Below are 23,832 nucleotides of genomic sequence, written 5' to 3' on the forward strand. Positions count from 1 at the left end.
GCTGTGGCTCGATGTCTGGGATGGCTTGCCGCGAGCTTCGTGCTTTTTCTCTGCATCGTTGTTCCCCTGAAACCTGTCTCGGCGGCCTGGATCTGTGATGGCGATCCGCTGACGGCGCAAGACCTCAGCCTTGGACGGGAAGCGATTGGTGTGACGGCGGCTCCGCTTCCGAACAGCACGGCTGGCACCGTGCCCGGTGATGGCGTTTTGCTCCACTGGCGCGGCGTGACGCTTCAGCTTCCTCGCACCAACAATGCAGGGACACCGAGTTACACCGATGGGCGTTGGTGGTGGCAGGTTGAAGATCCATTGCATCCCGATTTCCGAGAGCGGCGCGGCACCGTGATCAGCTACGCCTGCGATGCCTTGGAGTGAGATCAGGCTCCCGGGGCCAGACCCTGAAGCAGCACGTATTCATAGATCGCCGCAGCCAGAACAATCAGTCCGATAGCACCGAGAAGCAGTCGTCCGTCCATGGTGGTATCAAGGCAGCCGCAGTGGGCTTTAAAGCAATTCATGATGGTGTTTTCAAAAGCCAAGTGCACGATCCACGCTGGATTCTTGTGGCCTGGGGGGTCGTGGCTCTGGCAGCTGCTCTGCGGTTCTGGCGGATAACACGGCCCTTCCGCACCAGGCTTTCATCGCCGAATCGCCTCACGTCAACCGATCTCGATCAGGCTCGCGCATCGTTGGAGCGCTCCTGGAGCGAGGGCGACCGTCGCGGTAGCAACTAAACAGTGCCTTTCCCGCCGTTACATTGAAGGAATGAATCCCTCGATGTCACGTCAGCAGATCGAAGAGGAGCTTGAGCAGGCCCGGGAAATGGGACGTTGGCTCAGCGATGAGGAACGCGATCATCTGGCTGCACGGAAGCAGGAGGAGCGCCTCGCTTTCGAGCATGACCAGCGACTACGCAAGCGACTCATTGTTCTGGCGGGGGTGTTCTTGCTGATTCCGCCGTTGTGGCCCGTGTCAGCTGGCCTGGCTGTGTATCTGCTGTTCCCTCAGTCGTTCCGTCGGCTGATGGTGTTGGCCGGTGGCAGTCTTCTTCTGCTCATCGCCCTCGGGATTGGCACCATGGGCGTTGCTTTAGCACTGCTATGGACGGTCCTGAACTGATGTCAAGCGGCGTCAGGACCTTAAGACAATGTTTGATCTGCTACAAAAAAGTGTGATCGGCGTCACCCTTTGAACGTCCGCGCGTGTGGTGACGCAGACCGCGGACGGAGGCTCACCCCTCGGATGCATCCGGGGTCGGAGCCTTCATGGCCGGTGCATCGGGGTCGTAATCGACTGCTTCAGACTCTTGAAATTGCATCATGTCTTCGTTCTCCAACGTGGCCGCAGCAGGGTTTGCGCACGTGATTAGCGCTAAGCAGGTCGTGATGATTAGAGCTGCAGGATGACCCAAGCGAGAGAGCAGCCCACGATGAGCGAAAGAATGCCCAGCAGTGCTCGCCAGAACCGGGGGTCGTTGGGTTGAAACACCAAGCACTTCAAGCGCAGGTGTGGATCAGTTTGATCGAGCCGTTGTCCACCTGACGGAGCAGATCGCTGCGCAGGCGTTGGTCCTGATCGTCCAGCTCTTGCAGCATCAGGACCGAGCGGAAGCTATCGACGGTGATGCGGCTATGCAATTTGGCCTTCAAGTACAGCTCAACCATGGTTGAAACCTTGCGGCATCAAAACTAGTCAATGCCGACAGGCCAATGTGACGAGTCGAGCGGACTCCTCAGCTCTGGCCCCCGGGGATGAAGGGGGGTGGTCCCTGGCGCATGATCCAAGTGGTGGCCGCTTTCTGGGTCTGCCAGGCCTGCATCAGTTGCTTGGCAAGCTGCCGAAGTTGATCAGGATCCTGGGTGGTATCGAGGGCCCGATTGAACTGTTCAATCTGAAACCGTTGTTCCGTACTGAGTTGAATGCTGCCGTTCATCGCGATTTCCAGTTGCGAATGACTGCAAGGTACGGGCTTGAATCAAACGATTTGTTGCAGATCACACGCTTGTGACCGCCTGTCAGCACATGCGCACTTGCGATCTGCTATGGCGCTTACAGCAGCCCGCGATGTTGCACGAAGCGCTGGATCATCGCCCACGGTCTGGAAACGCTCGACCATGGCGCGGTCCCCATGGCCGCTGAGCACCTTGAGGGTTGACACAAAGGCTGGAAGACCACCATCACGCACCGTGGCTTCAATTGCCTGCCGTAAATAAACACGTCTGGCGATGTCGAAGCGAACGATCGTCTGGCGATCCAGCATCACGTTGCTGTAGGTGGTTCCCGGTCGTGCATCGACCCCAAACGCCTCGGCAGCAGCATCCAACAAGGAGAGGGTCTGGGGGTCAGGATTGCCGTCGAACATGGCGACGAGCGTCATCCCCCGCAGAATCCGTTCTTTCCATTCGGGATCGGGATCGCAGGCACTGACGGCCTGCGCCATGGCCGCAAGCGAGCCACGGTCATCAAGCAGGACAATCCGCTCTCAACCAGGCAACGCCGAAGCTCGCTGCTGAGGAGCCGTCTGGGATGAATGACCATGGCGATCACCGGCGCTCATCCACCAGTGATCGCCATGGGGCGAGAAACAGCGTCAGATGCTGTAGCGATACCCGCGATAACGCAGCTCAGTGGTTTTGCGTTCAGCCTTTTCGGGCTGATTGGCATCCAGTGATTCAGCGTCTCGCTGGTCTTTCGCCATCACCTGCTGAGCTTTCTTGAGGGCCTCAGCCTTGATCTGACGAGATTTGGTTAATTGAAGGGTGTTCACAGCTGAACTCCACAGTGTCCACACCCCCGTTGCTTGGTGCGGAGCGAACTGCAGCCTTGCGGCTCAACGTGCACACATCATATGCCGATTGGCAAGGGATCGTTCCCTAATGGACGGTCTGTATGCCCTGCTTCTTTCAGAGCAACTCCCAGCGTGGCCGCGGCTGAGGACGAGGCCTACCGGCTCGAAAAGGATCACGATCAAGCGGATGGATTTCATCGATCAGGTTTTGATCGATAGGGGTGTGATCGCGATGCTCTGGATGAAGCCGTTCGAGAGACGCTTTGTGCGGAATGAGGATGGACTCTCTTCTTTCATCAGTGCATCAGTTTCAGCATTTTGATGTCGGCGAGCATCCTGACTTTCCTGGGCGGACATGACCAAGAATCAGACGCTTCTTCGCTAGCCAGACAGCGGACACCTGTCATGGTTCCTGATGTTTCAATGACTCGCCCCCGTGATCGCCCCAGCAAGATCTGCCCTGTCTGCGGGCGTCCTTTCCAGTGGAGACGCAAGTGGAAGGATGTGTGGGACGACGTGAAGTACTGCTCGGAGCGCTGCAGACGGCATAAAAAATCCCCCGCAATGAAGTCGGAGGACTCTTCGCCGGCGTCGTAAGACCCCATCACCCGGCCTTGGGATCAACGCTAAAGAGAAGTTTCTTCAGCGCCACCCTTGCGCTCATGAATAGGCCTGGTGTGAGTGTTTGCGCAACCCCCAGATCTAGTGTTGACAGAGGCTGGCTGAATGGATGAAAAGCACTTTCGGTGGCTTGTCTTGTTCGGTGCACCGCATGTGGTGTGGTTCGGCAATTTTTGAGGGGGGATGCTGTCCTGATGCCATAAAAAACCCCGCCGAAAGGCGGGGTTCAGGGTCAGCAATTCAAAGAAGTCTTTCCTTGTTTCGACTCTGTGAAACTGCTGAGCTCCTCACACAAATGCACTTTTGCGCCAGGACTGTCACAGTGCCAGTTGGCTCAGGACGGTTGTTGGCCTGTCCCTTGCAGTTGCGTTGTTGATGAAGAGATATGAAGTGCTCGATCCGTGCACTTGTGCCGGTTCTGCGGGTGGCGGTTGAATGGACCCGCAGGGTTCGGGTGGCTGCATATGTCGAGCGGTATTGCACAGTTTTTCGAGCAGGCTTTGTCGAATGTCAATTGGGCTGGATCTTTGACAGTTATTCTGTTGATGATCACGATCACGATGGTGGGTTATCGCATTAATCACCCGATTCTCTGATATCGAGCCAGAAGACGATTGACCACAGTTTGGTGTCATATTTGAGAGGGTTTGTTTACTGCTGCTTTTGCATTACAGCAGGATGGATACACAGCTTCTGATGCATGATCTGTTGGCAGATGCTTGGTTTCGTGCGTGAGTTCTTCGCTTCTAGAATCAAGAACGCTTCTCAGCCGCCATTGCCGATTTGCGACCTGCGCAGCGTCGTGATCCGATCCACTGTTCTCACCGGACTGATCGCTTGTTGCCTGCTGGCAGCCTGTTCATCGCCACGGGGCGAGCAGCGTTCTCGCGACGACCAGGATCAACGTCCCCGAGTGCTCGCCACCTTCACCGTGCTGGCTGATCTGGCCCGAAACGTGGCTGGTGATCGACTGAAGGTGGAATCAATCACCAAGCCTGGTGCAGAGATTCACGGCTATGAATTCACGCCCAGTGACATCGAACGGGCGTCCCGCGCGGATCTGATTGTGGAGAACGGGCTGGGCTTGGAGCTCTGGGCGCGGCGCTTCACGGCCGCGGCCGGTGATGTCCCCTCGGTCACACTCACAGAAGGGATACAGCCTCTCTTGATCCAAGACGATGCCTATGCCGGCCGGCCCAATCCCCATGCCTGGATGTCGCCGCAGCGCACCGAGCACTACGTGGACCAACTCGTGAAGGCCTTCTCCTCCCTTGATCCAGATGGTGCGCAGACCTATCGGGCCAACGGAGAGGCGTACAAGCTCAAACTCCGCCAGCTGGATGGCGAACTCCGCCAGGCCTTGGCTTCACTTCCGAAGCAACAGCGCCTGTTGGTGACTTGTGAGGGGGCATTCAGTTACTTGGCGCGCGACTACGGACTGGATGAGGCCTATCTGTGGCCGGTCAATGCTGAAAGCCAGATCACGCCGCGCCGCATGGCCCGGCTGATTGAACGCGTCCAACGGGACCAGGTCCCGGCCGTGTTCTGTGAGACCACGGTCAGTGATCGAGCCCAACGGGAGGTGGCCCGTGCTGCTGGAAGCCGCTTCGGCGGCAGTTTTTACGTGGATTCCTTGTCCGATCGCAACGGTCCTGCCTCAACCCTCCTCGATCTGCAGCGCCACAATGTGAAACTCATCCGAGAAGGGCTGGGGACGTCCGCCAATCCAACGCCATGACGATGCGCATCGCTGCTGAGCAGCTCTGTGTGGACTACAACGGCACGGTGGCGTTGTACGACGCCTCTCTGAAGCTTCCATCCGGATGCATCTGCGGGCTTGTGGGCATGAACGGTGCCGGTAAGTCCACGCTGCTCAAGGCTTTGACGGGGTTTATTCGTCCATCGCGAGGACGGATCCGGATCAATGGCTGCAGCATCGCTGAGGCTCAGCGCCAGCAGTCCGTGGCCTACGTGCCCCAGAGCGAAGAGGTCGACTGCCAATTCCCAGTATCGGTCTGGGATGTGGTGATGATGGGGCGCTACGGATCGATGAATGCCCTGCGGATTCCCCGCAGTTCCGATCGGGTGGCGGTTCGCGATGCTCTGGAACGGGTTGACCTTTTGGAGCTCAGCCGCCGACCGATCGGCACGCTCTCCGGTGGCCAGCGCAAGCGTGCCTTCCTAGCCCGCGCCATTGCTCAGCGTGCTGATGTGCTGCTTCTCGACGAACCGTTCAACGGCGTGGATGTGCGCACCGAGAAATTGATGGCTGATCTGTTTTTGCAGTTCCGTCGAGAGGGATGCACGATTCTGATCTCCACGCACGACCTCACCCATGTGCGTGATTTCTGCGATCTCGTGGTGCTGATCAATAAAACAGTGCTGGCCTACGGCGAGACATCCGAAGTGTTCACACCCGAAAATCTGTCTCTCACCTTCGGCGGATTGCCCCCTGATCTGCTCACCGGAAACAGCTCTATGGACGATTCCATTTGACCGTTTTCTTTGGGTTGACTTCAACGGTTTCTGATCGCTCTGCAGCGATCTAGTCAGGAGTGTGCTCTGACTTTGGGGGATTGATGGGGAGCTGAAGTCCAGTGCTGTTTTGCAGCTGTCTCAGCAGCGTGGCGATTGAAAGCGTATTGCCGCCGTCTTTCTGGGCCACCAGGTTCACTTCCTCCACTTCAATTGGCTGCACCGTATCGCTCAGCATGGTGAGCAGAGGTTCCAATTTCTGCAGAAGAAACAGACGTTTGGCGTCATCGCCAGATCGTTTCAAGGAGTCCACGAGATCCTGAAGGCCTTCGGCCTGGGATCGCCCCTGTTCAATGATCGTGGCGGCCTCACCCTTCGCTTCGGCCATCATCGTCTGACTTTCCGATTCCGCCGGGGCGACGATGTCGGCCTGCAGCTGTTCGGTGACCTGTTTGATCCGTTCCTGTTGGACGGGAAGCTCCGCTTCCGCACGGGCTAGTTCCGCTCCCACGCTGGCCTCCACCTCCGCCACGACGGCGGCCCGCCGGGTCAGTGCATCGGTGGTTCTCTTTTGGGCATTGGCTGTCGCGATTGCAAGATCCTTATCCAGGCGACGCAGGGCCGTAATCCGTTCGTTCTCGGCTTGTTTCACCGCCGATTGCGAGTTTGCTTCGGCTTCGGCAATCCGTGAATCGCGCTTCAGCTCCACCAGTTGCTTGCGGCCGATCGAGTCGAGGTAGCGCACATCATCGGAAATGTTCTGGATCTGGAGTGTGTCCAGCACCAGGCCCAGGCGCTGCAGATCGTCTTCCGCTTCCTCCAGCAAGGTGCGGGCAAAGGTGATTTTGTCTTCGTTCAATTGCTCAGGCGTGAGGCTCGACATCACACCGCGGAGATTGCCTTCCAGGGTTTCTTTGGCAATGTGGCGGATTTCATCTTGGGTTTTACCAATTAATCGTTCAATGGCGTTGTGGATCCCGGGTTCATCTCCCGAGATTTTGATATTGGCCACCCCTGAAACATTCAAGGGAATGCCCCCCTTGGAGTACGCGTTCTCAACCCGCAGATCGATGATCATGTTGCTGAGATCAAGCCGCATCACCTCTTCGAGCAGGGGGATCCGCAGTGCACTGCCGCCACGAACCGTGCGGTACCCCACGCGCTTGCCGCTGGCAGTGCTCTGGCGCAAACCGGCAAAGATCAGCACTTCACTGGGCTGACAGATGTAATACAGCTGCCGCAGGAGAACAACAAAGGCCCAGACACCTGCCGCTCCCGTCAGTCCGATGGCGATGAACATCACAGTCCTCCTTTGGTGTTGGAATTGGTGCTTGTGAGCGTTTCGAGCAGGTCGATGCCAAGGATCTGGTGCACCTGGGTGAAGAACTGACGGACTACCCGGTGGTTCAGGTCCACAAGACTCGCCAGGCTGCTGGCGTCATTGCCGTCCAAGGTGGTGATGCGTTTGATGGTGATTCGGCCGGGAAGCCTCGTGGCTTGATCCAGCACCATCTCGATCTGCTGCAGCAAAAACACGAGCTCGGCTGTGCTGCCGGCGTCGTTCCACACCGTTGTGAGCAGATCATTCACCAGGGCGCTGGCTTTGACATCTTCTGCCGTGGCGGCTGCCTTCCCACGGGCACGCAGCTCCTTGGCTTTCTGATTCGCCTGGGCTGGCAGCACCTCCTCGGCCTGGAGCCTCAGGCGCTCCAGTTGGGCTCGCACCTTTTGCAGCTTTTGTTCGGCTCTGGCGCGCGCTTCCAGCTCAGCGGCCGTGGTGCGTTCCTCCTCAGAACGCGCCTTCTTCTCCATTTCGGCGATCTGGGTGCGCACGGCGTTGTCTTTTTCAAGAACAACGGTTTCCGCTTCCGTGCGCACCACTTCGGCCACTTCTTCCATCTCTGCTTCCACCCGTTCGGCCTGGCCGATTGCTTCTGATTCGGCGATTTCCGCATCCCGAACGATCTGGGCGACCCTGCGGCGGCTGATCGAACTCAGGTAGTCAACGTCGTCAGACACGCTCTGGATCTTGAGGGTGTCCAATTGGAGCCCAAGCCGTCGCATGTCTGCGCCGACGTCCTCGGCGATCTGTTCGGCAAAGCGCAACCGGTCCTCGTTCACCTGTTCAGGGGTGAGCTGGGCCAGAACACTGCGCAGGTTTCCTTCGAGGTTCTCTTTGGCTACCTGCACGATTTCGCTCTGGTCGTGGCCTAGGAATCGCTCGATGGCGTTGTTGCGCACCTCGGGATCGCTGCTGATCTTCACATTGGCGATGGCCTGGATGTTCAGCGGTGTTCCGCCATGGGAATAGGCGTTGTTCACTTCCACCACAACTGGCAGCAGGGTCACGTCGATCCGCCGAGCTGTCTCAAGAATCGGTTTCACAAAAGTCCAGCCGCCATTGGCCACAACGCGGTAGCCCTTCACGCCCTGCTGTCCCTGATTCGAGTGTGAACCGGTGACCACCAGCATCTCGTTTGGACGGCAGATTCGGATCATCCAGCGGCTGATCAGATTCAGTGTCACCAGGACGACGACCACGAGTGCGGCGCCGCCGATCACGATCTCAGAAGGATTGCGGCTGTTGGTTGAGAAATTGGGTGGTTCTGGTTGTGCCTGCGCGAAGAGTCGATGCATTCCGAAGTCAGTTGCACAGCTTCGATCTAGCTAAAGATCCCAACTTTCGCTGCAGACCTCATCCCGCCTAAAGAGAGTCGCCATCTAGTGCTTCGACGCGAAGAGTGTGCTCGTCACTGGCGATGACCACCACAGAGGTGTTCTTTGCCAGCTTCCCTTTGGAACTGAGGGCAGGCCTGCGCAAAAGGCTCCCTTTCACACTGACTTCCACGAACCCTCTGGTTTCGGTATCGGCTTCCAGGGTGATCAGGCCCTGCACTCCGATCAGATCATCACTGTGCACAAGGCTGTCTGCGGTTCTGCGGCTGAGCATCACCAACAATTTTGCGGCAGCCACGCCCATTCCCAACCCCAGAACAAGGGCGACCAGGCTGGAGGGAATCCAGGATCCCCTGGGAGAGAGCACGGTCATCAACACGCCGCTCAGCCCGAAGCCTGTGAGCCCGAATGACCAGAACGGTGTGCTGAACAGAATCGTCAACGACCCGCCATCGCCATCCACATCGCCCCCGTCATGCAACGAAAAGCTGATCAGCACGACTCCAGCCACGAGACAGAACCAATAAGCGCTCAGCATGGGGTGGGCCATCACTTCCCCATACTGATTCCATGGATCTGCTCCTGGAACCCCTCAGCCACGCCTTCATGCTCAAGGCGCTGTTGATCAGTGGCCTTGTGGGAGGTGTTTGCGGTCTGCTCTCCTGCTACATGACCCTCAAGGGCTGGGCTTTGATGGGTGATGCCGTCTCCCATGCGGTGCTGCCTGGTGTGGTGCTCGCTTACGCCTTGGGGTTGCCCTTCTCCCTGGGCGCGTTTGTGTTCGGTGTGGGATCTGTGGCCACCATCGGCTTCGTGAAGCAGAAGTCGCGGATCAAGGAAGACACGGTGATCGGATTGGTGTTCACGGGCTTCTTCGCCCTGGGACTGGTGCTGGTGTCGAAGACGCGGAGCAATATCGACCTCACCCACATCCTCTTCGGCAATGTGCTGGGGATCTCCTCCTCTGACATCCTCCAGACCGTGCTGATCTCCAGCGTGGTGATCGTGCTGCTGCTGCTGTTCCGTAGGGATCTGCTGCTCTTTTGTTTTGATCCCACCCATGCCCGTTCGATCGGGATCAACACAGGCGTCCTGCACTACCTGCTTCTCTCGGTGCTGTCGTTGGCGGCGGTGGCCGGACTGCAGACGGTGGGCATCATTCTCGTGGTGGCCATGCTCGTCACCCCTGGGGCTACCGCCTATCTGCTTACGGATCGCTTTGATCGCATGACCTGGCTGGCGATCGGCAGCAGCGTGCTCTCGAGTTTGCTGGGGGTGTATGTGAGCTACTGGACCGACAGCTCCACGGCGGGATGCATCGTTCTTGTGCAAACCGGTCTTTTCCTGCTGGCTTTTCTTCTGGCACCGCGTCATGGCGTGCTGCGCCGTGGAAACCCTCAGGCCTGAGGGGGGGCTGACGGGTCGTGGTCATGGCGGTGGTGGAGATCGCTCACATGTGGATGGCTGTGCTCCATCGCTTCATGCTCGTGTTCATGGGCATGCCATCGCGGTGCTCCATCTGCATGTTGATGCTGGTGATGGGGATCGGGATCCTCCGCACTGTGTTGATGGCGGTGGTTGTGATGCATCGCCGCGTGGTGATGACGGTGGCTGTGGTGATCACCGATCAGCAGGATCACGCCACCGGCCATCAGTCCTGCTGCGAGAACCAGGGTGCTGCTCAGGGCACTGCCCAGCACCACCACGGCAAACACAGCTCCAACAAACGGCGCCGTGGCGAACAGCACAGCTTCCCGTGCCGCTCCAAGCTGCCGTAGCGCGATCAGATCCAGCCAAATCGAGATGCCGTAGCCCAGTGCTCCAATCACCAGCAACGCAAGGCTGCTCCGCATCGGCGGGAAGGAGTGCTGGAACACGGCTGACATCACCAGCAGTGGCAGGGAGGCTCCCAGGGCTTTGATGCAGGCGATCTGCAGAGGATCACGAAGGCTGAGGGCCTGGCTGAGGTTGTTGTCCACCCCCCAGGCCAGGCAGGCCAGGGCGATCAACACCACGCCAACAAGAGAACCGCCATCCAGGTGGCCTCCGCTCAGGATCAAGGCTCCCGCAAGGGTGAGTGCTGCTGCGCCGAACCCGCGCCGACCCAGGTGCTCCCGGCCGATCAGCACCGCCACGATCAGCGTGAACAGGGATTCCAGATTCAGCAGCAGCGACCCTGTCGCGGGGGAGAGTCGTTCAAGCCCCAGCACCAGACAGAGGGGGCCAACCACTCCCCCCAGGAGCGTGAGCAGGGCCAGGCTCGGCCAGTCGGAGGGCTGAACCGGCGTTTCCTCCACGCTTGGGCTCTCTTTCGCGCGGGATCGCAGGTGCTGCAGGGGCAGCAGGACGGCACTGGCACCGAGGTAGAGCAGGGCGGTGATGGCCAAGGGGCCACCTTCAGAGGCCAGCTCCGCGATCAATGGAGCACTGCAGCCGAAGAGCACGGCGGCCAGCAGACCGGTCCAGTAGCGACGCATGCCCTTTGGGTGACCCCATCACCATGCCAAGAGTTTCTGAACCCTGGAACGGTCGGTTTCTGGAATTGGCGCTAAGCCAACAATGAATTGACTCCTGTGAATGAAAAGTCGTTGTTGGTCTGTGGCTGCCGCTGCGGTTCTGGGGTCAAGCGCTCTGGCCCCCCTGCCTGCATTCTCGGATCCTGAAGTGCAGGTGTTCAGCACCATGGTCACCGAAGCGGAGGTGATCAAGGCCCAGCGCGGCTGGTGTGCTGCTTTGGTTGCAATCAGCGATGCCTATCAGACCGGTGGTTATGCCGCTGCAAAGGCCAAGGCGTCTGCGGTGATTGATGGGGCCTACAGCTTCGATTTCGGTCCGATCGCGTTCAAACCCACTTACACCATTGGGAAGGACACGTTCCGTTCCACCCGCGCCGGAGCTCTGGCTTATTTCGTGGGTCCTGATCCCTCCATTCCCCAGTTCGGCAAGAACCAGGGCTTTGCCACCTATCGCCATTGGAAAAGCTGTGAGATCGAGGACTACGTGATCCAGCTGTTCGGCAACACGGCCAACACCATGGGTTTGGTGCGGGTGACGGATGCCAAGGGGCAGGTGGGCGTTGTTGAGAAAACGTGGACCTTCGTGCGCGAGATCAATGGCACGCTGCGGATCGTTCTCCACCACTCCTCGGCACCGTTCGATGCGCGCTGAATTGGTGACAGGGACCACCGGTCTCGTCTCCATTGATGGAGAATGGATCGATTGATCCCTTCATTGCATCCGATGCAATTCCATTCCACCCGTTTCAGGCTCAGAAGCGCGATGGCGTTCCTGGGTCTGCTCACCCTGGTGGGTGTTGCGTCGGCCCGCGCCCATCACGTCCCCGGGGATGACCACAGCGGCATGGTGCTGTCAGGTCAACCTCAGCAATCCGATCAGACCGCGGGGGGAAAGAAAGCCATGTTTGACACCCGGAAGGAAGCGGAGGCCGCTGCCCCCGGTTTTGGATGCAAAGGGGCCCACGCCATGGGCAGCAAGTGGATGCCCTGTGAGAGTCACGGTCACGGCATGGGGATCTGACCCCCATGTCATTGCGTGACGATCATCTGAGGCCTGCGTGAAACCTCGCAGCAGGTTTTGAACAATCAGGTCATTCGACTGGCATGCCATGCGCTTCGTTGCTTCGCTCGTCCTGGCTTTGTTGATTGGTTTGATGTCGCCGTTGTCGGCCAATGCCACCGATGCGGTGCGCGGTGGTCAGATCTTTACGACCAATTGCGCCGCCTGCCACGCCGGTGGTGGCAACATCATCAAGGCGGAGCGCACCCTTCGGGAAGCTGATCTCAAAGCCCATCTTCCCAACTATCTCGGTGCCCATGAATCGGCGATCGTGGCTCAGGTCACCTACGGCCGCAATGCCATGCCCGCCTTTGTGGATGTGCTCAGTGAATCGGAAATCGCCGACGTCGCTGCCTATGTGGAGGAGCAGTCGTCTCAAGGCTGGAGCTAACACCAGAGGCTGGGAATGACACGTGCCTCCACGGCCTGGGCCATCTTCCAAGGTCTGCTGATTGAGGCCCTTCCCTTCCTTCTGCTGGGAGTGGCGATTGCCGGGATCGCCCGGTGGCTTGTTCCCCAGTCAGCCTGGGTTCGCCGGCTTCCGCGCAATGCCGTTCTCGCACCGATCGTGGGGGCACTGCTCGGCTTCGCTCTGCCGGCCTGTGAATGCGGCAATGTGCCTGTGGCCCGTCGCCTTCTGGCCAGCGGAGCACCCTTGGGAACGGGGTTTGGATTTCTCTTTGCGGCTCCGGTTCTCAATCCGATCGTGCTGGCCAGCACCTGGGCTGCGTTTCCCGATAAAACCTGGCTGCTCTGGGCGCGGCCCCTGGGTGCTTTCCTGATCGCCTTGGCGCTCAGCATGCTTCTGGGACTGCTGGCTGAATCCCGGCTGCTGGCGCCGGCTCTGCTGGAGGAGAGGCGCCTCACCCAACCGCTGTCGCGGGTGGGGTTGCTTGAGCGTGGTAGCGGTCTGGTGGGGGGCAGCGCACCGATCCCTGAACGGCCCACATCCGTTGATCGGCTTCGGCCCGGGGAGTTGCTCGGTCACAGCACTCGGGAATTTCTCAACCTGCTCACCTTGCTGGTGCTGGGTAGCGCCCTGGCGGCGGTGGTTCAAACCTGGTTGCCCCGCAGCTGGCTTCTGGCACTCGGCAGTGCGCCGACACTGTCGGTGATCGCCCTGATGCTGCTGGCCCTGGTGCTGTCGGTGTGCTCCAGCGTCGATGCCTTTCTTGCCCTGGGGTTTGCCGCTCAGGTCACCCCTGGGGCACTTCTGGCATTTCTGCTTCTCGGTCCTGTCGTTGATCTCAAACTTGCTGGCCTGTTCACTGTGTTGCTCACCCCCAGGGCGATCGGCATCACTGCGGTGGCGGCGTCGTTGCTGGTGTTGCTGATCGGCCAGTGGGTCAATTTTCTTCAGCTCTGAGTTGTTCATGTCGTGATGTCTCTGCTGCAACGCCTGCGCCGATCCCCCTGGTTGACACCTCTGGCCTTGGGGCTGTGGGGTTGGCTCTTGTTGTGGAGCCGTCTGTCCGGACGTCTGGATCTGCTTCTCAATGCGGCGTTTCACGCGGTGGTCACTGTCGCCGGAGCGGTTCTGATGCTGCTGGCGCTGATCCAGCTGCGCGGGGCCCGGCGCCGTCGGGGTGGACCTGTTCCGCTGGGTGTGCTGTTGTCGCTGGGCGTGGCGCTGCTGATGCTGGCCTTCCCTCCGGCCCCCTCCTTCAGTGATCTGGCAGCCAACCGACAGGACAGTCTCCCTGAAGCACCCCAGCTCAGTTTTTTCCTGCCCCCCGAGCAGCGCACGCTGACGGAATGGGTGCGCTTGCTGCGCAGTCAGCCTGATCCTGATCTGCATGCCGGAGATCCGCTGCGGATCAGTGGCTTCGTGCTGGCGCGGCCTGGGGAGCCTGCGCAGTTGGCACGTCTCACCGTGCGTTGCTGTCTGGCCGATGCCACGCCCGCTGGTCTGCCGGTGGACTGGCCTGAAGGATCAGATCCAGTGCCGGATCAATGGCTGGAGATCAAGGGAACGATGACGGTGCAGGACCGAAACGGTGTGCCGACGAATGTGGTGAAACCCGCGAGCATCAAGGTGATTCCCAGGCCGGAGCGTCCTCTGGAACCATGACAGGCCGATTCGCTGGATCCAAGGAGCGCTGGCTTGCTGCCAGCCTCATGCTGTTGGCCGCAGTGGCACTGCTTCAGCAACAGCTTCTGGCGCGGCGGCCGCCGCGTTTGCTGGCGGTGGCGGTGCAGCCGATCCGCTCCGGTGCCGCTGCTCTGGATGTGACGTTCAGCCGCCCGATGGATCGCGCCACGGTGGCGGACAGTCCGCTGGAACCCAGGTATCCGCATCGCTGGTTCGGCCGGCAGGACCGGATGCGGCTTCTTCTTGAGTCAGGCGATCCTGTTTCAGGTCCTGTGCGGCTGGATCTGCGCGGCCAGGACCTGCGCCGCCTGCCGATGACGCCGCAATCGCTTTGGTGGGATCCCAGACCCTTTCTCCTCGCAGTGGCACCAGGGGACGAGGGCGAGCGTCTGCTGATGCGGCTCCGCGATGGTCGCTGGCGTTCCTTGATGCCGGCGCAGCAGCGCATTCTCCAGGTGGAGCCCCTCGGTGACGGACGTGGCGTGGCTGTGGTGGGCGATGACGCTGAAACCACCCAGCAGGTGCTGTTTCGACGGATCGATCAGCGCTCTCTCAGCGGCGCGTCATCAGGGCTTGACGACCCTGCTCTGGGCCCGCTGGAGACCCTGGAATCGGGTTCACTGCTGTTCGTGCACCTCAGCGCCAATCAGCGCGGTGATCTGTTGATTCAGCTCGGGGGATTTGAACCCGGGAGTGACCGGATCTGGATTCTTGACCAAGGCTCCGACCGCCGCCGCCTTGCTCTTGAGGCCAGTGGAGCCTTGCGCTTGCTCCCCGATGGCACGGGGCTAGTGCTTCCCTCGTTCGATGGGCTTGAGCTGTTGCCTCTGGAGTCCACGCCAGGAGCCGCCCCACGTCAGACGCTGCCCGGCAGCCGTGAAGTGAAAGCGTTCTGCTCTGGATCCGGCCGTGCGCTGCTGGTTCGGCACTGGCCCGATTACCGCCGCTCGTTAGAGCTGGTGATTCCCGGGCGTCCGCCCCGGCAGGTGTGGATCGGCGAGGCTGGTGTGATGGCTGCCGCCTGCGACAACGGCGGCGAGCGTTTGTGGCTTGTGCTGCGCGAGGCGGGACAGCAGGCCCGAGACAGGATGCTGCTGCTCGATGCTCAAGGCCGCACCCTTCTGAATCGATCCCTCAATGACTGGCGTCTCACTTCCGGCGCTGAACTCGACTTTGATCCGGTGAGCGATCAATTGCTCACGGTGGTGCGCCGCCCGGGGGAGGACGCCGGGCGGGTGGCCTTGATCAGCGGACGCACGTTGGATCTGACCGTTCTTGATCAGCCAGCGGTGCTGGCGCGTTGGCTCCCTGCCGGTGGGGCCTGGGCTGGCAGATCCAGAGGGTCTCGATAGGTTGAGTGGGAATCGTTCTCATGATGGATGGGGGGTGCTCCCCTGGTTGCCGACTCGGTTTCGGCCGCTTTTGACAATCGCGTCGTTCTTCAAGAGGTGTCTCTGACACTCCAACCAGGCACGCTCACGGCCCTGGTGGGCGCGAATGGTGCCGGGAAATCCACCCTCCTGCACCTGTTGCAGGGGCAGCTGTCCCCAACAGGCGGCCAGGTGCTCTGCGATGGCGTTCCCGTGCAGATGTGCCGCGATCAAGTGGTGCTCATGCCCCAGCGCGGACGGATTGACTGGTCGTTTCCGATCACGGTGCGGGAGTTCGTGGATCTCGGGTCGGTGCCATCCAGGTCTTATGTCTGTTGTGACAGAGATGCGGCACTGCAACGGGTCGGTCTGACAGCGCTGGCCGGCCGTCGACTGGATGCCCTCTCCGGAGGCCAGCAGCAGCGTGCCTTGCTGGCGCGTGCGATCGTGCAGCCGTCCCGGGTGCTGCTGCTCGACGAACCCTGTGCCGCCATTGATCCACCCTCGCGGGCGCAGTTGCTTCGGCTGATGCGCCAGCTGGCCGATGCAGGCCAGACCTTGCTGGTGAGCAGTCACGACTGGGGCTCGGCACTCGATCAGTACGACCGGGTGATCGTGCTCGATGGCCGCGTGCTGGCCGACGGATCGCCTGATCAGATCCGGCACCGGCTCGGCGATCAGCTTGATCCCGGAGCGCACTGCCATGACTGAGATCGATCTCTGGCTTCTGCCGCTGTTGATGGCCTTGCTGGTCGGCGTGCTCTGTCCGGTGACCGGCACCTTGCTGGTGACCCAGAGGCGGGTGTTGCAGGCGAATCTCATCTCCCATGCCGTTCTGCCGGGCGTGGCTGTGGCCGTGGCGTTGGGAGTGGATCCCGCGATCGGTGGTGTGCTGAGCGGTTTGCTGGGTTCCCTGCTGGCGGAACGGTTGCAGCGGGGGCAGTCGGCAGGCCAGGAGGCCGTGATCAACACCGTGCTCGCTGGGTTTCTTGGGCTTGGAGTGCTGCTGATTCCCCTCCTCAACCTGCGCTTGGATCTGGAGGGCTTGCTGTTCGGCGATCTCCTGATCGTGGACTGGTCGGATCTGATCCGGGTGCTGGCGGCGGCCGCGGCGATGGCGTTGTTGTTGCTGACGCGCTACCGCCAACTTGTGTTTCTAGGGGTGGATCCTGAGGGTGCGCAAGCCTCTGGTTTGCCAGTGCGGAGTCTGCAATTGCTGCAGGCTCTGGTGACTTCGATGGTGATTGTGAGTGCGATGGCGGCTGTGGGGGTGATCCTGGTGATTGGTCTTCTCTGCGCGCCAGTGTTGCCCGGGCTGCGTCGCGTGGGCAGCTTGAGAGCGGCCATGGTGCAGTCCGCCTGTGTGGGACTGGCTGTCAGTGCCATTGGTTTTTTGCTGGCGGTGCCCCTGAACCTGCCCCCGGGGCCCCTGATCGGGGTGGTGTGCATGGCGCTTCTGTGCCTGCCGAAGCTGAAGCTGGCTCCGTGATGGTGGCGTGGACAGAGAGTTGAGAATGATTATCATTCTAATAGAGCTTTCGCGTCCGTCTTGTTCGTTCCTCTTCTTCCGTCTGCGTCGGGGCTACTGATTGCCACTGCCGCTTCGGTGCCCACCGTGGTTGCTGCGGATGGAGTGCTCTGCGACATCACCAAAATGCTGGTGGCGAATCAGGCCAAGGTGGTCTGTTTGATTCCTGCCGGCGCCGATCCCCACACCCTGGCGTTGCGTCCTGCCGATCGAACCAATCTCAGCAAGGCCAATCTGGTTCTCCTCAACGGCTACAACCTCACGCCAGCGCTGAATGGCGTCAAAGCAGGTGGCTCTGTGGTGTCGATCGGTGAGATCGCTGTACCGAAGAATCCGGTGAAGGATCCGCACCTGTGGCACGACCCATCCAATGCTGCGTCCATGGTTAACACCACAGCATCAAAGTTGAAGCCGCTGTTTCAGGGGCAGCAGGATGCCGCCATCAACCGCAGGAGGGCATCGATGGACTCCGTCTTGAAGGCCTTGGGAACCTGGACTGGAGCTCAGATCCGCACTGTTCCTGAAGCACAGCGCGTTCTGGTGACTGGCCATCGAGGCTTTTCGTTTCTGGCCAAGCGCTACGGAATCCGTGAACTTCCGTTGATTGACGAATACGCCACTGGTGGTCGGTTGCGACCTTCCAGCCTGCGTGCCATCAGCAAGGCCATCAAGGCCTCCGGCACCAAAGTGATCTTCCCTGAAGCGCTGCCCCCTTCGAAAACGATGCGCCGGATCAGTCGTTCCAGCGGTGTGCCTTTGGCCAAGCAACCGCTGTTCGGCGAAGGTCAGGCTCCTGGGCAAAGCCTGATTCAGACAGCCACCGGCAATGTTTGCAATTTCGTGCTGTCCCAGGGAGGGAAATGCGACAAGAAGGGCGCTGATCAGCTGCAGAAGCAGTGGGCTTCGATCAACTGATGAGGGTCAGAATCGAAAGCTGGTTTTCACCAGGCCTCCCAGTTGATTGAAGGATTGGTTGATCGGTGTTTGTTGACCAAATGGACGACTCAGATAGAACACTGCAGGTGTGACACTGATGTTGTCTGTGACTTGAAATTGATACCACCATTCCCAGACGTAATTTCCATCTCTGGGGGTATCGCCATTCTTGATTTCAGTCGCAAAAATCGGCTGTCCAACGGCCATACCCGCATTATTTCCCTTCAGGACAACATCATTCCATTCCAGGGCTATTGTCCAGGACTGGCTTGCTGTGACCAGGTTGGATTGTTCGCTATCCGTTAGACGATTTGATTCGTAGGACGTTGTGTTGTAACCCCAGCCAGTACTGATTGAGGGGATCCAGCCACTGTCTTGCGGTTGCCAATAACCACTGATGCCAAAGGCTGAGGTTGTGCCTGGGGTCTCGTAGCTATTCAGCACGAATTGCGTCCCGAAGGCCACAAGACCATTCGGTTCCGCCTTTTGATTCGTGTTTTGGATTGAGGAATAAATGACTGCAAGGCCCCATTGCTCTTGTTGGTAGCCGATCTGCACCGTTCCCGTGCTCCCTGCTCCTGCTGTGCCGACGCCACCTTCGGATGGATTGGATTGATTGGCGGATGCCGCTACATAGTTGGCTGCTGCGCTGAATCCATTGTCGGTCCAAGTGATGCCTGCCCCGGCTCCCAGATTTTTGTTGTAGGCCCCGGGAGCTCCATTTAGTGTTGTGACGTCGAGGACGGTGTCCGATGGATACACGCTTGGCCACAGTCCCAGCATGTCTTCCTGACCAACCAATCCACCAAACGTCAACACAAAGTTGTCGCCAATCGGGACCGTGTAATAGAGCCTGTCTAAAGCAACATTGTTTGGCAGATCGCCTTCTTGAAATGCTGTTTCCAGTGTGGACAGAGGTAGAAAGGAACCACCGAAAACATTTTCACCGCCATCGAAGTTGCCCACGCGCAGGATTGTGATTAGGTTGTCTTTTCCAGTGAAACTTGTGTTCAGAGTTAATTGTGTGTCGTAGTTAAATGTTGTAGCCCCGAAGTCACTGTTGGCCGCTTTCCGATTGGCTGCTGGTTGTTCGCCAGTGGCATCAGCATCACCTCCAAAGATGTTGGCGCCAATCACAAAGGTTGTCAGACCTTCTAATTTGGTGGTGGTTGTGAACTGCGTGGCTTTCAGTTCGCCCACGCGGGCTTCAAGACCGTCCACACGGCCCTTGAGGATGGCGAGTTCCTTTTCGAACTCCTTCATCAGGCGCTTCAGCTCGTCGGTCACTTCAGTGACGCGGTCGAGACAGGCATTCAGCAGGGCAGCCGCTTCAAAGCGGGTCATGGCCCGGTTGCCACGGTACGTGCCGTTGGGGTAGCCAGCCACGCAGCCGTAGCGCTCGATCAGGTTGCTCAGTGCCTGATATGCCCAGTCGGTGGGGACCACATCAGAGAACTGAGTGATGCTGGTGACCTGCTCACCGGAAGCGGCGTAGTCAGACACACCAATGATGTTCAGCTCAGTGGCATGCACAGAACACAATGAACTCGCAATCGCAACTCCAAGGGTGTTGCGCGATGCAATCAAAAAGTTTTTCATGGGTATGCGTTGCGACACTGATTGCCGTAATGCGAGTGAAATCAAGGATTGAAGTGCTGATATTAATTATTTCTGTGGCGGCGTCTTGCTTGTGTTCCGGCCCGTTGAACATTCAATGGTTTTTTAATCAACCAGGGCCACCCAGGCGAACGCCAGGCCGATGCCCATCCAGATACCAGCGCTGAGGCGGCGTCCCTGCTCACCCAGCCTGGCAACAAGGCCCTTGGAGCATGCCGTGACCAGAAGCAGCATTGCCCCCTGGCCGATCAGCAGGCCGAGGAAGTAGGTGGATAAGGGTGTGGGCTCGGCTCCCACGATTGTGCTTCCCAGCAGGAATCCATGGAGGCCGATCAGCGGCAGCAGCCACTGCGCCGGCAACAGCGTGAGAGCGATCAGTCCTTCAGCAACCAGAGACAGGGACACCAGAGCTTCGGCCCAGGGTGCGATGGCATCGGACAGGGGGATCAACTGCGACAGCACGCTTCCTCCCAGGCCAACCGCCAGCAGAGGGATCACCCAGGCCATCGGGCGGCGCAGGCCGATGAAGGCAATCGCCAGGAGGAACAGAAGATGATCGGGGCCCAGAAGCGGATGGCCGATCCCGCTCAGCAGTCCCTGCCAGGCCGTTAGGCCTGTGCTGTCACCCATGCCGAAGGGGTGGTGGGCGTTTGCTGGTGCCACGAGTGATGCGCTGAGAAGTAGGGGTGCTGCAACCAGGCCGGCTCTACGCACAGCTGCTCCAGGAGTGGCAATAGTCAAGGTCGATCCTCGTCGTGTGATGGTCTGGCGGGCGTTCTGACTGACTTCGCGTGAGGCGAAGCTTCACAGCTGCGGGACAGCGACGGATTCGCACCGTTCTTTCCCCGTTTCCATCAGCGGCTGCTCCCCGCTGAAACCAGCAAACCACCGTAGCCCTCTTCTCAGATCCGTACTTTTCCGACTTCCGCTCTCAGAGGTGCACGACCCGTCCCCACAAGAATGGGTTGGCGGGTGTAGATCTCGACCCTTATGCCGTGGCGGGCGATGCCAATCAGGGCTCGACTCACAGCGAGAGCGATCAGGACTGAAGCGCCAGGCCAGCGCCAGGCCACCAGCAGGTTGATCAGGTCCGCCATGGAACATTCGCATCTTGTCCTCACCTAGCAATGGCAGGCTGAACCCAGGGATGACAGCTGAGCAGCAAGCGGGCACCATGGGACACTCACGCTGAAACGCATGCGTCGCATCGGTCTGGCTCTTGTGGGTGTCCTTGCTCTACCGCTGGCTGCGGAGGCAGGTCTGATGGACATCCTCGAGAGCATGAAGCCGGCTCCTCCCGTGCGCAATGAACCTCAGTTGCCGCCGCTGCCTCGCACGCCTGGGCGAGGCAAGAACTGGGTCGGCGATCGCATGCCCAAGAAGGACATGCCGATTCTGGTGCTTGCCGGCCATGCGGATTCCCAGAGGATGTATGGGTCAGGGACGCCTGGTCGTGCGGTTGATGTGGGAGGTGCGGCTCCGATGCAAGCCGGCATCACCGATGAGCTCTACTGGAACCTGCAGACGGCCAAGGCGGTTGTGGCTGAGGGCAAGCGCCAAGGGTTGGACATCACCTTCTATGACCCTGGCGTGCGAACGATCCGTAATGGAGAGGATCCACGAACCAACTGGAGTGTGGGTGGTGAACATGCCGCCAAGGGTGGCTATGTGGTGGAGATCCATTACGACGCTTATGCGCCCCATGGCATCGGCGCAGGAATCATCCCCGCTGTGGCCTTCGGCTTCTCGGTGATGGATGAAGCGCTGGCCAAGGAATTCGGTGCCTATCCCTACGACTACAGAGGCATGTTGGGCGCTCCTCGCAAGGGCGTCTCGATGCTCGAGATCGGCATGTTGGAAGGTGCGCTGGAGGCCCGTCTGCGTGATCCTTCGCAGACGGAGTCCACACTCAATCAGATTGCCAAGAGGGTGGTCTCAGCCCTTCAGGAGGGACTTGAACAGGGCCAGTCGCTTGACATGGTCTGCCGTTTGCGGGGAAGGATTGCCGCCGATTGCAGCTGAGCCGCTGCGATTCCTCTGCTGCGATCCCTCTGGCTGCCCCAGGGCATGATTGACGCCCATGAACCTGATCCTGCTCAACAGCGACGACCAGTGGATCGACGCTCAGCGTGTTCGACTCAGCGATCGCCGTGCCGAGCACATCCGCCAGGTTCTGCGCTCCCAGCAAGGGGACACGCTGCGCGTTGGATTGCTGGGAGGTCAGCTGGGCACGGGTTGGATTGAGGCCATCGATGCCAACGCTGTCTTGATGACTGTGCAGTTGCTGGATCCGCCCCCTGCACGTCACCGGTTTGATCTCGTGCTGGCTCTACCCAGGCCGAAAATGCTGCGGAAGATTCTGCGCACGGTGGCGGAGTTCGGAGCAGGCCATCTCCATCTGATCCACTCCGCCAGGGTGGACAGGAGTTACTGGCAAAGCCCTCTGCTTTCGGAAGCCAAGGTGGATGAGGCTTTGCGCATGGGAATGGAGCGCTCCCGCGACACACTCATTCCCCAGGTGCACCGCCACCGGCTGTTCCGGCCTTTTGTCGAAGACCGGCTGCCTGGGATCTGCCAGGGCCGCCCTTGTTGGATCGCTCACCAGGAGGCTGGTCTTGGCCTGTCTGCGGTTGCAACGCAGCCCGCCGTGGTGATGATCGGTCCTGAGGGTGGATTCGTGCCCTTCGAGCTCGAGCTGGCCGAGCGAATGGGCGCTCAGAGAGTGCATCTCGGCGCTCGGACCCTGAGTGTGGATACCGCATTGACAACCGTTCTGGCGCAGGCGTTGTGATTGCGGGGAGACAGGATCAGGCCCAGTGGATTTCGGCGTTGATCAGGGGAACGATGCTGCGTTTCACAGGGCACTGTTCCGCCACCCGCTGAAGGAGTGCGCGCTGGTCGTCATCAAGCTGCTCTGGGAGCTGAAGGGTCACGCGCAGGGTGTCGATGCGTCTTGGCCCGTCGGTGCTCATCACTTTGTCCACGCTGGCGCTTGCTCCCTCAAGCGACCAACCGCGGCTGCGGGCGGTGATTCCCATGATTGTGAGCATGCAGGTGGCCAGTGAGGTGGCCAGGAGATCGGTGGGGGAAAACGCCTCTCCCTTGCCTTCGTTATCGAGGGGGGCATCGGTGCTCAGCGTGGCTCCAGATCCCGAATGGATGGCCTCGCAATGGAGATCACCGGTGTAGGTGCAGGTGATGTTGGTCATGTCGTAAGGAAATGGGCGGCTACCAAATCCAAGGGATTAAGCGTGTGGAGTGTTGACGGTAAGACGCGAAATCCGAATATTTATCAGACATTGATTTCTCTTTCTCGCCAATGCGTTGAAGGTAAAGGGCGGTAATCGCCAGAGGGACAAGAAAAGCCCAAGCTGAACCTGCGATGATTGCAAAACTTAAATAGCGCATCAGATCTCCGCTGTAGTTCACATGACGAACATGGCTCCAGATTCCATCACTGACTAGATCACGACCCAATGTTTTGGCCGTCATTTTCTGCACGTCGGCAGACGTGTTGATCAAGCTACCGAAGTAGAACAGGGGGAGTGCTGTTGCTGTGGCTGCAATTGTGAGCGGGTCGGGATTGAAGAAAGCGAGAAAAGCTGGGAGTGAATAAAACACACCAATGATCAGGATGGCGCTAGTCAGGCCAACAGGCCCAACCTTTTCCTGAAATAAAAACGTTCTTCGTTCTGGATAAATCCGTTGTTCAAGCAGCCACCACACGCAGTAGCTGATGTGCATGCATGCGTAAAGAATCTGTCGTTGATCTGCGATGCCGACTAATGCAATCAAGCCGATCACAATCGCGATCGTGATCATCTTGGCAATATTGATTGCCGTGAGCTGGCTGACCATGACGACGTATCAATTCGTGGAACTTTCCAATGAACCCTGATCGGGAAAACGCACAACAAGAAGATCGTCTTTGGTGAGCTCGCCTTGTTCGTTGAGCAATTCAGGGTGAGTTGTGAGCAGCCCGGTGCGATCACTGCGTTGCATGGCACGGGTCAGAACAGCCTTCCCCGGACGCATCATTCTGAACGCTTGGAGAAGCAGAAAGACCAGGCAGCCTGCGTAGACAAGAGGAAACAATGAACCAGCCATCAGATCAATCCTTTTTCTTTAATGAGGGCAGGTCTGTTGGCTGAGA

The 23,832-nt window shown here is 59.4% G+C and carries 33 protein-coding genes and 1 riboswitch; of the genes, 18 read left to right on the forward strand and 15 right to left on the reverse strand.

The features are described 5' to 3' along the window. Nucleotides 1-3: 3 nt before the first annotated feature. Nucleotides 4-375: a hypothetical protein gene (locus WH7805_RS01195; protein ID WP_006041085.1), complete on the forward strand. Its 372-nt coding sequence runs from the start codon at nt 4-6 to the stop codon at nt 373-375. A gap of 2 nt (nt 376-377) precedes the next feature. Here the strand turns inward: WH7805_RS01195 and WH7805_RS14650 are convergent, their stop codons facing one another. After that, nucleotides 378-518, reverse strand: coding sequence for a hypothetical protein (locus WH7805_RS14650; protein WP_198005782.1), 141 nt, complete (start codon nt 516-518; stop codon nt 378-380). Between the two features lie 21 nt (nt 519-539). Here WH7805_RS14650 and WH7805_RS01200 point away from each other — a divergent pair, with 21 nt between their 5' ends. Together WH7805_RS01200 and WH7805_RS01205 are read left to right on the forward strand one after the other, a co-directional pair. Continuing rightward, complete coding sequence (locus WH7805_RS01200; RefSeq protein WP_006041087.1) at nt 540-734, forward strand: hypothetical protein; 195 nt, start codon at nt 540-542, stop codon at nt 732-734. A gap of 43 nt (nt 735-777) precedes the next feature. After that, nucleotides 778-1,119 (forward strand): hypothetical protein, encoded by a 342-nt coding sequence (locus WH7805_RS01205; protein WP_156783573.1) that lies wholly within the window; start codon nt 778-780, stop codon nt 1,117-1,119. Between the two features lie 377 nt (nt 1,120-1,496). Here the strand turns inward: WH7805_RS01205 and WH7805_RS14655 are convergent, their stop codons facing one another. From WH7805_RS14655 to WH7805_RS14865, 4 genes are all read right to left on the reverse strand, one after another. After that, on the reverse strand, nt 1,497-1,664 hold the full coding sequence (locus WH7805_RS14655) for a hypothetical protein (RefSeq protein ID WP_006041091.1): 168 nt from the start codon (nt 1,662-1,664) through the stop codon (nt 1,497-1,499). A 68-nt stretch (nt 1,665-1,732) separates the two neighbouring features. Next, nucleotides 1,733-1,933, reverse strand: coding sequence for a hypothetical protein (locus tag WH7805_RS01210; protein WP_006041092.1), 201 nt, complete (start codon nt 1,931-1,933; stop codon nt 1,733-1,735). Between the two features lie 42 nt (nt 1,934-1,975). Then, entirely contained in the window at nt 1,976-2,440 is a 465-nt protein-coding gene (locus tag WH7805_RS01215) for a hypothetical protein (RefSeq protein WP_006041093.1), read from the reverse strand. Between the two features lie 150 nt (nt 2,441-2,590). Next, nucleotides 2,591-2,791, reverse strand: coding sequence for a hypothetical protein (locus WH7805_RS14865; protein ID WP_006041094.1), 201 nt, complete (start codon nt 2,789-2,791; stop codon nt 2,591-2,593). A 420-nt stretch (nt 2,792-3,211) separates the two neighbouring features. Between WH7805_RS14865 and WH7805_RS13670 the strand changes: the two genes are divergently transcribed. The 3 genes from WH7805_RS13670 (at nt 3,212) to WH7805_RS01235 (ending at nt 5,905) form a co-directional block, all read left to right on the forward strand. Beyond that, complete coding sequence (locus WH7805_RS13670) at nt 3,212-3,385, forward strand: DUF2256 domain-containing protein (protein ID WP_006041096.1); 174 nt, start codon at nt 3,212-3,214, stop codon at nt 3,383-3,385. A gap of 724 nt (nt 3,386-4,109) precedes the next feature. Beyond that, a complete protein-coding gene (locus WH7805_RS01230; protein ID WP_006041098.1) occupies nt 4,110-5,147 on the forward strand; it encodes a metal ABC transporter substrate-binding protein in 1,038 nt (345 codons plus the stop codon). 2 nt (nt 5,148-5,149) lie between these two features. Further along, nucleotides 5,150-5,905 carry a metal ABC transporter ATP-binding protein gene (locus WH7805_RS01235; RefSeq protein WP_038004180.1) on the forward strand — a complete coding sequence of 252 codons (756 nt, stop codon included), beginning with the start codon at nt 5,150-5,152 and terminating at the stop codon, nt 5,903-5,905. Between the two features lie 49 nt (nt 5,906-5,954). On the opposite strand, the gene WH7805_RS01240 is transcribed toward WH7805_RS01235, so the two are convergent. The 3 genes from WH7805_RS01240 to WH7805_RS01250 form a co-directional block, all read right to left on the reverse strand. Next, complete coding sequence (locus tag WH7805_RS01240; protein WP_006041100.1) at nt 5,955-7,184, reverse strand: flotillin family protein; 1,230 nt, start codon at nt 7,182-7,184, stop codon at nt 5,955-5,957. Beyond that, entirely contained in the window at nt 7,184-8,521 is a 1,338-nt protein-coding gene (locus WH7805_RS01245) for a flotillin family protein (protein WP_006041101.1), read from the reverse strand. Before WH7805_RS01245 ends, WH7805_RS01240 begins: the two co-directional genes overlap by 1 nt. A gap of 67 nt (nt 8,522-8,588) precedes the next feature. Beyond that, entirely contained in the window at nt 8,589-9,098 is a 510-nt protein-coding gene (locus WH7805_RS01250; RefSeq protein ID WP_006041102.1) for an NfeD family protein, read from the reverse strand. 32 nt (nt 9,099-9,130) lie between these two features. On the opposite strand from WH7805_RS01250, the gene WH7805_RS01255 reads away from it, so the two are divergent. Further along, nucleotides 9,131-9,967, forward strand: a complete 837-nt coding sequence (locus tag WH7805_RS01255) for a metal ABC transporter permease (RefSeq protein WP_006041103.1) — start codon at nt 9,131-9,133, stop codon at nt 9,965-9,967. Here the strand turns inward: WH7805_RS01255 and WH7805_RS01260 are convergent. After that, nucleotides 9,958-11,037 (reverse strand): DMT family transporter, encoded by a 1,080-nt coding sequence (locus tag WH7805_RS01260; protein WP_006041104.1) that lies wholly within the window; start codon nt 11,035-11,037, stop codon nt 9,958-9,960. The genes WH7805_RS01255 and WH7805_RS01260 overlap by 10 nt on opposite strands. A gap of 100 nt (nt 11,038-11,137) precedes the next feature. Between WH7805_RS01260 and WH7805_RS01265 the strand changes: the two genes are divergently transcribed. The 9 genes from WH7805_RS01265 (at nt 11,138) to WH7805_RS01305 (ending at nt 18,041) form a co-directional block, all read left to right on the forward strand. Beyond that, a complete protein-coding gene (locus WH7805_RS01265) occupies nt 11,138-11,728 on the forward strand; it encodes a hypothetical protein (RefSeq protein ID WP_038004184.1) in 591 nt (196 codons plus the stop codon). 111 nt (nt 11,729-11,839) lie between these two features. Then, entirely contained in the window at nt 11,840-12,097 is a 258-nt protein-coding gene (locus WH7805_RS13675; protein ID WP_038004874.1) for a DUF3721 domain-containing protein, read from the forward strand. Nucleotides 12,098-12,185: 88 nt separating this feature from the next. Beyond that, on the forward strand, nt 12,186-12,527 hold the full coding sequence (locus WH7805_RS01275) for a c-type cytochrome (protein WP_006041107.1): 342 nt from the start codon (nt 12,186-12,188) through the stop codon (nt 12,525-12,527). Between the two features lie 15 nt (nt 12,528-12,542). Further along, nucleotides 12,543-13,502 carry a permease gene (locus WH7805_RS01280; protein WP_006041108.1) on the forward strand — a complete coding sequence of 320 codons (960 nt, stop codon included), beginning with the start codon at nt 12,543-12,545 and terminating at the stop codon, nt 13,500-13,502. A 15-nt stretch (nt 13,503-13,517) separates the two neighbouring features. After that, nucleotides 13,518-14,207: a TIGR03943 family protein gene (locus WH7805_RS01285; protein ID WP_006041109.1), complete on the forward strand. Its 690-nt coding sequence runs from the start codon at nt 13,518-13,520 to the stop codon at nt 14,205-14,207. After that, on the forward strand, nt 14,204-15,580 hold the full coding sequence (locus tag WH7805_RS01290; RefSeq protein ID WP_006041110.1) for a hypothetical protein: 1,377 nt from the start codon (nt 14,204-14,206) through the stop codon (nt 15,578-15,580). The genes WH7805_RS01285 and WH7805_RS01290 overlap by 4 nt, the downstream gene beginning before the upstream one ends. 27 nt (nt 15,581-15,607) lie before the next feature. Then, complete coding sequence (locus WH7805_RS01295; RefSeq protein WP_006041111.1) at nt 15,608-16,309, forward strand: metal ABC transporter ATP-binding protein; 702 nt, start codon at nt 15,608-15,610, stop codon at nt 16,307-16,309. Beyond that, the gene (locus WH7805_RS01300; protein ID WP_006041112.1) at nt 16,302-17,087 is read left to right on the forward strand and encodes a metal ABC transporter permease; all 786 of its coding nucleotides are present in this window, start codon (nt 16,302-16,304) and stop codon (nt 17,085-17,087) included. The genes WH7805_RS01295 and WH7805_RS01300 overlap by 8 nt, the downstream gene beginning before the upstream one ends. Before the next feature lie 60 nt (nt 17,088-17,147). Beyond that, nucleotides 17,148-18,041, forward strand: coding sequence for a metal ABC transporter substrate-binding protein (locus WH7805_RS01305; RefSeq protein ID WP_006041113.1), 894 nt, complete (start codon nt 17,148-17,150; stop codon nt 18,039-18,041). A 6-nt stretch (nt 18,042-18,047) separates the two neighbouring features. Here the strand turns inward: WH7805_RS01305 and WH7805_RS01310 are convergent, their stop codons facing one another. The 3 genes from WH7805_RS01310 to WH7805_RS01320 form a co-directional block, all read right to left on the reverse strand. Then, entirely contained in the window at nt 18,048-19,661 is a 1,614-nt protein-coding gene (locus WH7805_RS01310) for an iron uptake porin (protein WP_006041114.1), read from the reverse strand. A 123-nt stretch (nt 19,662-19,784) separates the two neighbouring features. Continuing rightward, the gene (locus tag WH7805_RS01315) at nt 19,785-20,309 is read right to left on the reverse strand and encodes a HupE/UreJ family protein (protein WP_006041115.1); all 525 of its coding nucleotides are present in this window, start codon (nt 20,307-20,309) and stop codon (nt 19,785-19,787) included. Nucleotides 20,310-20,428: 119 nt separating this feature from the next. Continuing rightward, nucleotides 20,429-20,576: riboswitch (cobalamin riboswitch) on the reverse strand. 5 nt (nt 20,577-20,581) lie between these two features. Next, nucleotides 20,582-20,776, reverse strand: a complete 195-nt coding sequence (locus tag WH7805_RS01320) for a hypothetical protein (protein ID WP_006041116.1) — start codon at nt 20,774-20,776, stop codon at nt 20,582-20,584. A 100-nt stretch (nt 20,777-20,876) separates the two neighbouring features. On the opposite strand from WH7805_RS01320, the gene WH7805_RS01325 reads away from it, so the two are divergent. After that, nucleotides 20,877-21,701 (forward strand): hypothetical protein, encoded by an 825-nt coding sequence (locus WH7805_RS01325; RefSeq protein WP_006041117.1) that lies wholly within the window; start codon nt 20,877-20,879, stop codon nt 21,699-21,701. A gap of 58 nt (nt 21,702-21,759) precedes the next feature. Further along, nucleotides 21,760-22,470: a 16S rRNA (uracil(1498)-N(3))-methyltransferase gene (locus tag WH7805_RS01330; protein WP_006041118.1), complete on the forward strand. Its 711-nt coding sequence runs from the start codon at nt 21,760-21,762 to the stop codon at nt 22,468-22,470. Between the two features lie 16 nt (nt 22,471-22,486). On the opposite strand, the gene WH7805_RS01335 is transcribed toward WH7805_RS01330, so the two are convergent. The 3 genes from WH7805_RS01335 to WH7805_RS01345 are packed head-to-tail and all read right to left on the reverse strand — an operon-like array spanning nt 22,487 to nt 23,786. Beyond that, nucleotides 22,487-22,888 carry an OsmC family protein gene (locus WH7805_RS01335; RefSeq protein ID WP_006041119.1) on the reverse strand — a complete coding sequence of 134 codons (402 nt, stop codon included), beginning with the start codon at nt 22,886-22,888 and terminating at the stop codon, nt 22,487-22,489. Nucleotides 22,889-22,907: 19 nt separating this feature from the next. Then, complete coding sequence (locus WH7805_RS01340) at nt 22,908-23,537, reverse strand: isoprenylcysteine carboxylmethyltransferase family protein (RefSeq protein ID WP_006041120.1); 630 nt, start codon at nt 23,535-23,537, stop codon at nt 22,908-22,910. A gap of 9 nt (nt 23,538-23,546) precedes the next feature. Continuing rightward, nucleotides 23,547-23,786, reverse strand: coding sequence for a DUF2973 domain-containing protein (locus WH7805_RS01345; RefSeq protein WP_006041121.1), 240 nt, complete (start codon nt 23,784-23,786; stop codon nt 23,547-23,549). Between the last annotated feature and the right edge of the window lie 46 nt (nt 23,787-23,832).

Source organism: Synechococcus sp. WH 7805 (assembly GCF_000153285.1).
GTDB lineage: Bacteria > Cyanobacteriota > Cyanobacteriia > PCC-6307 > Cyanobiaceae > Synechococcus_C.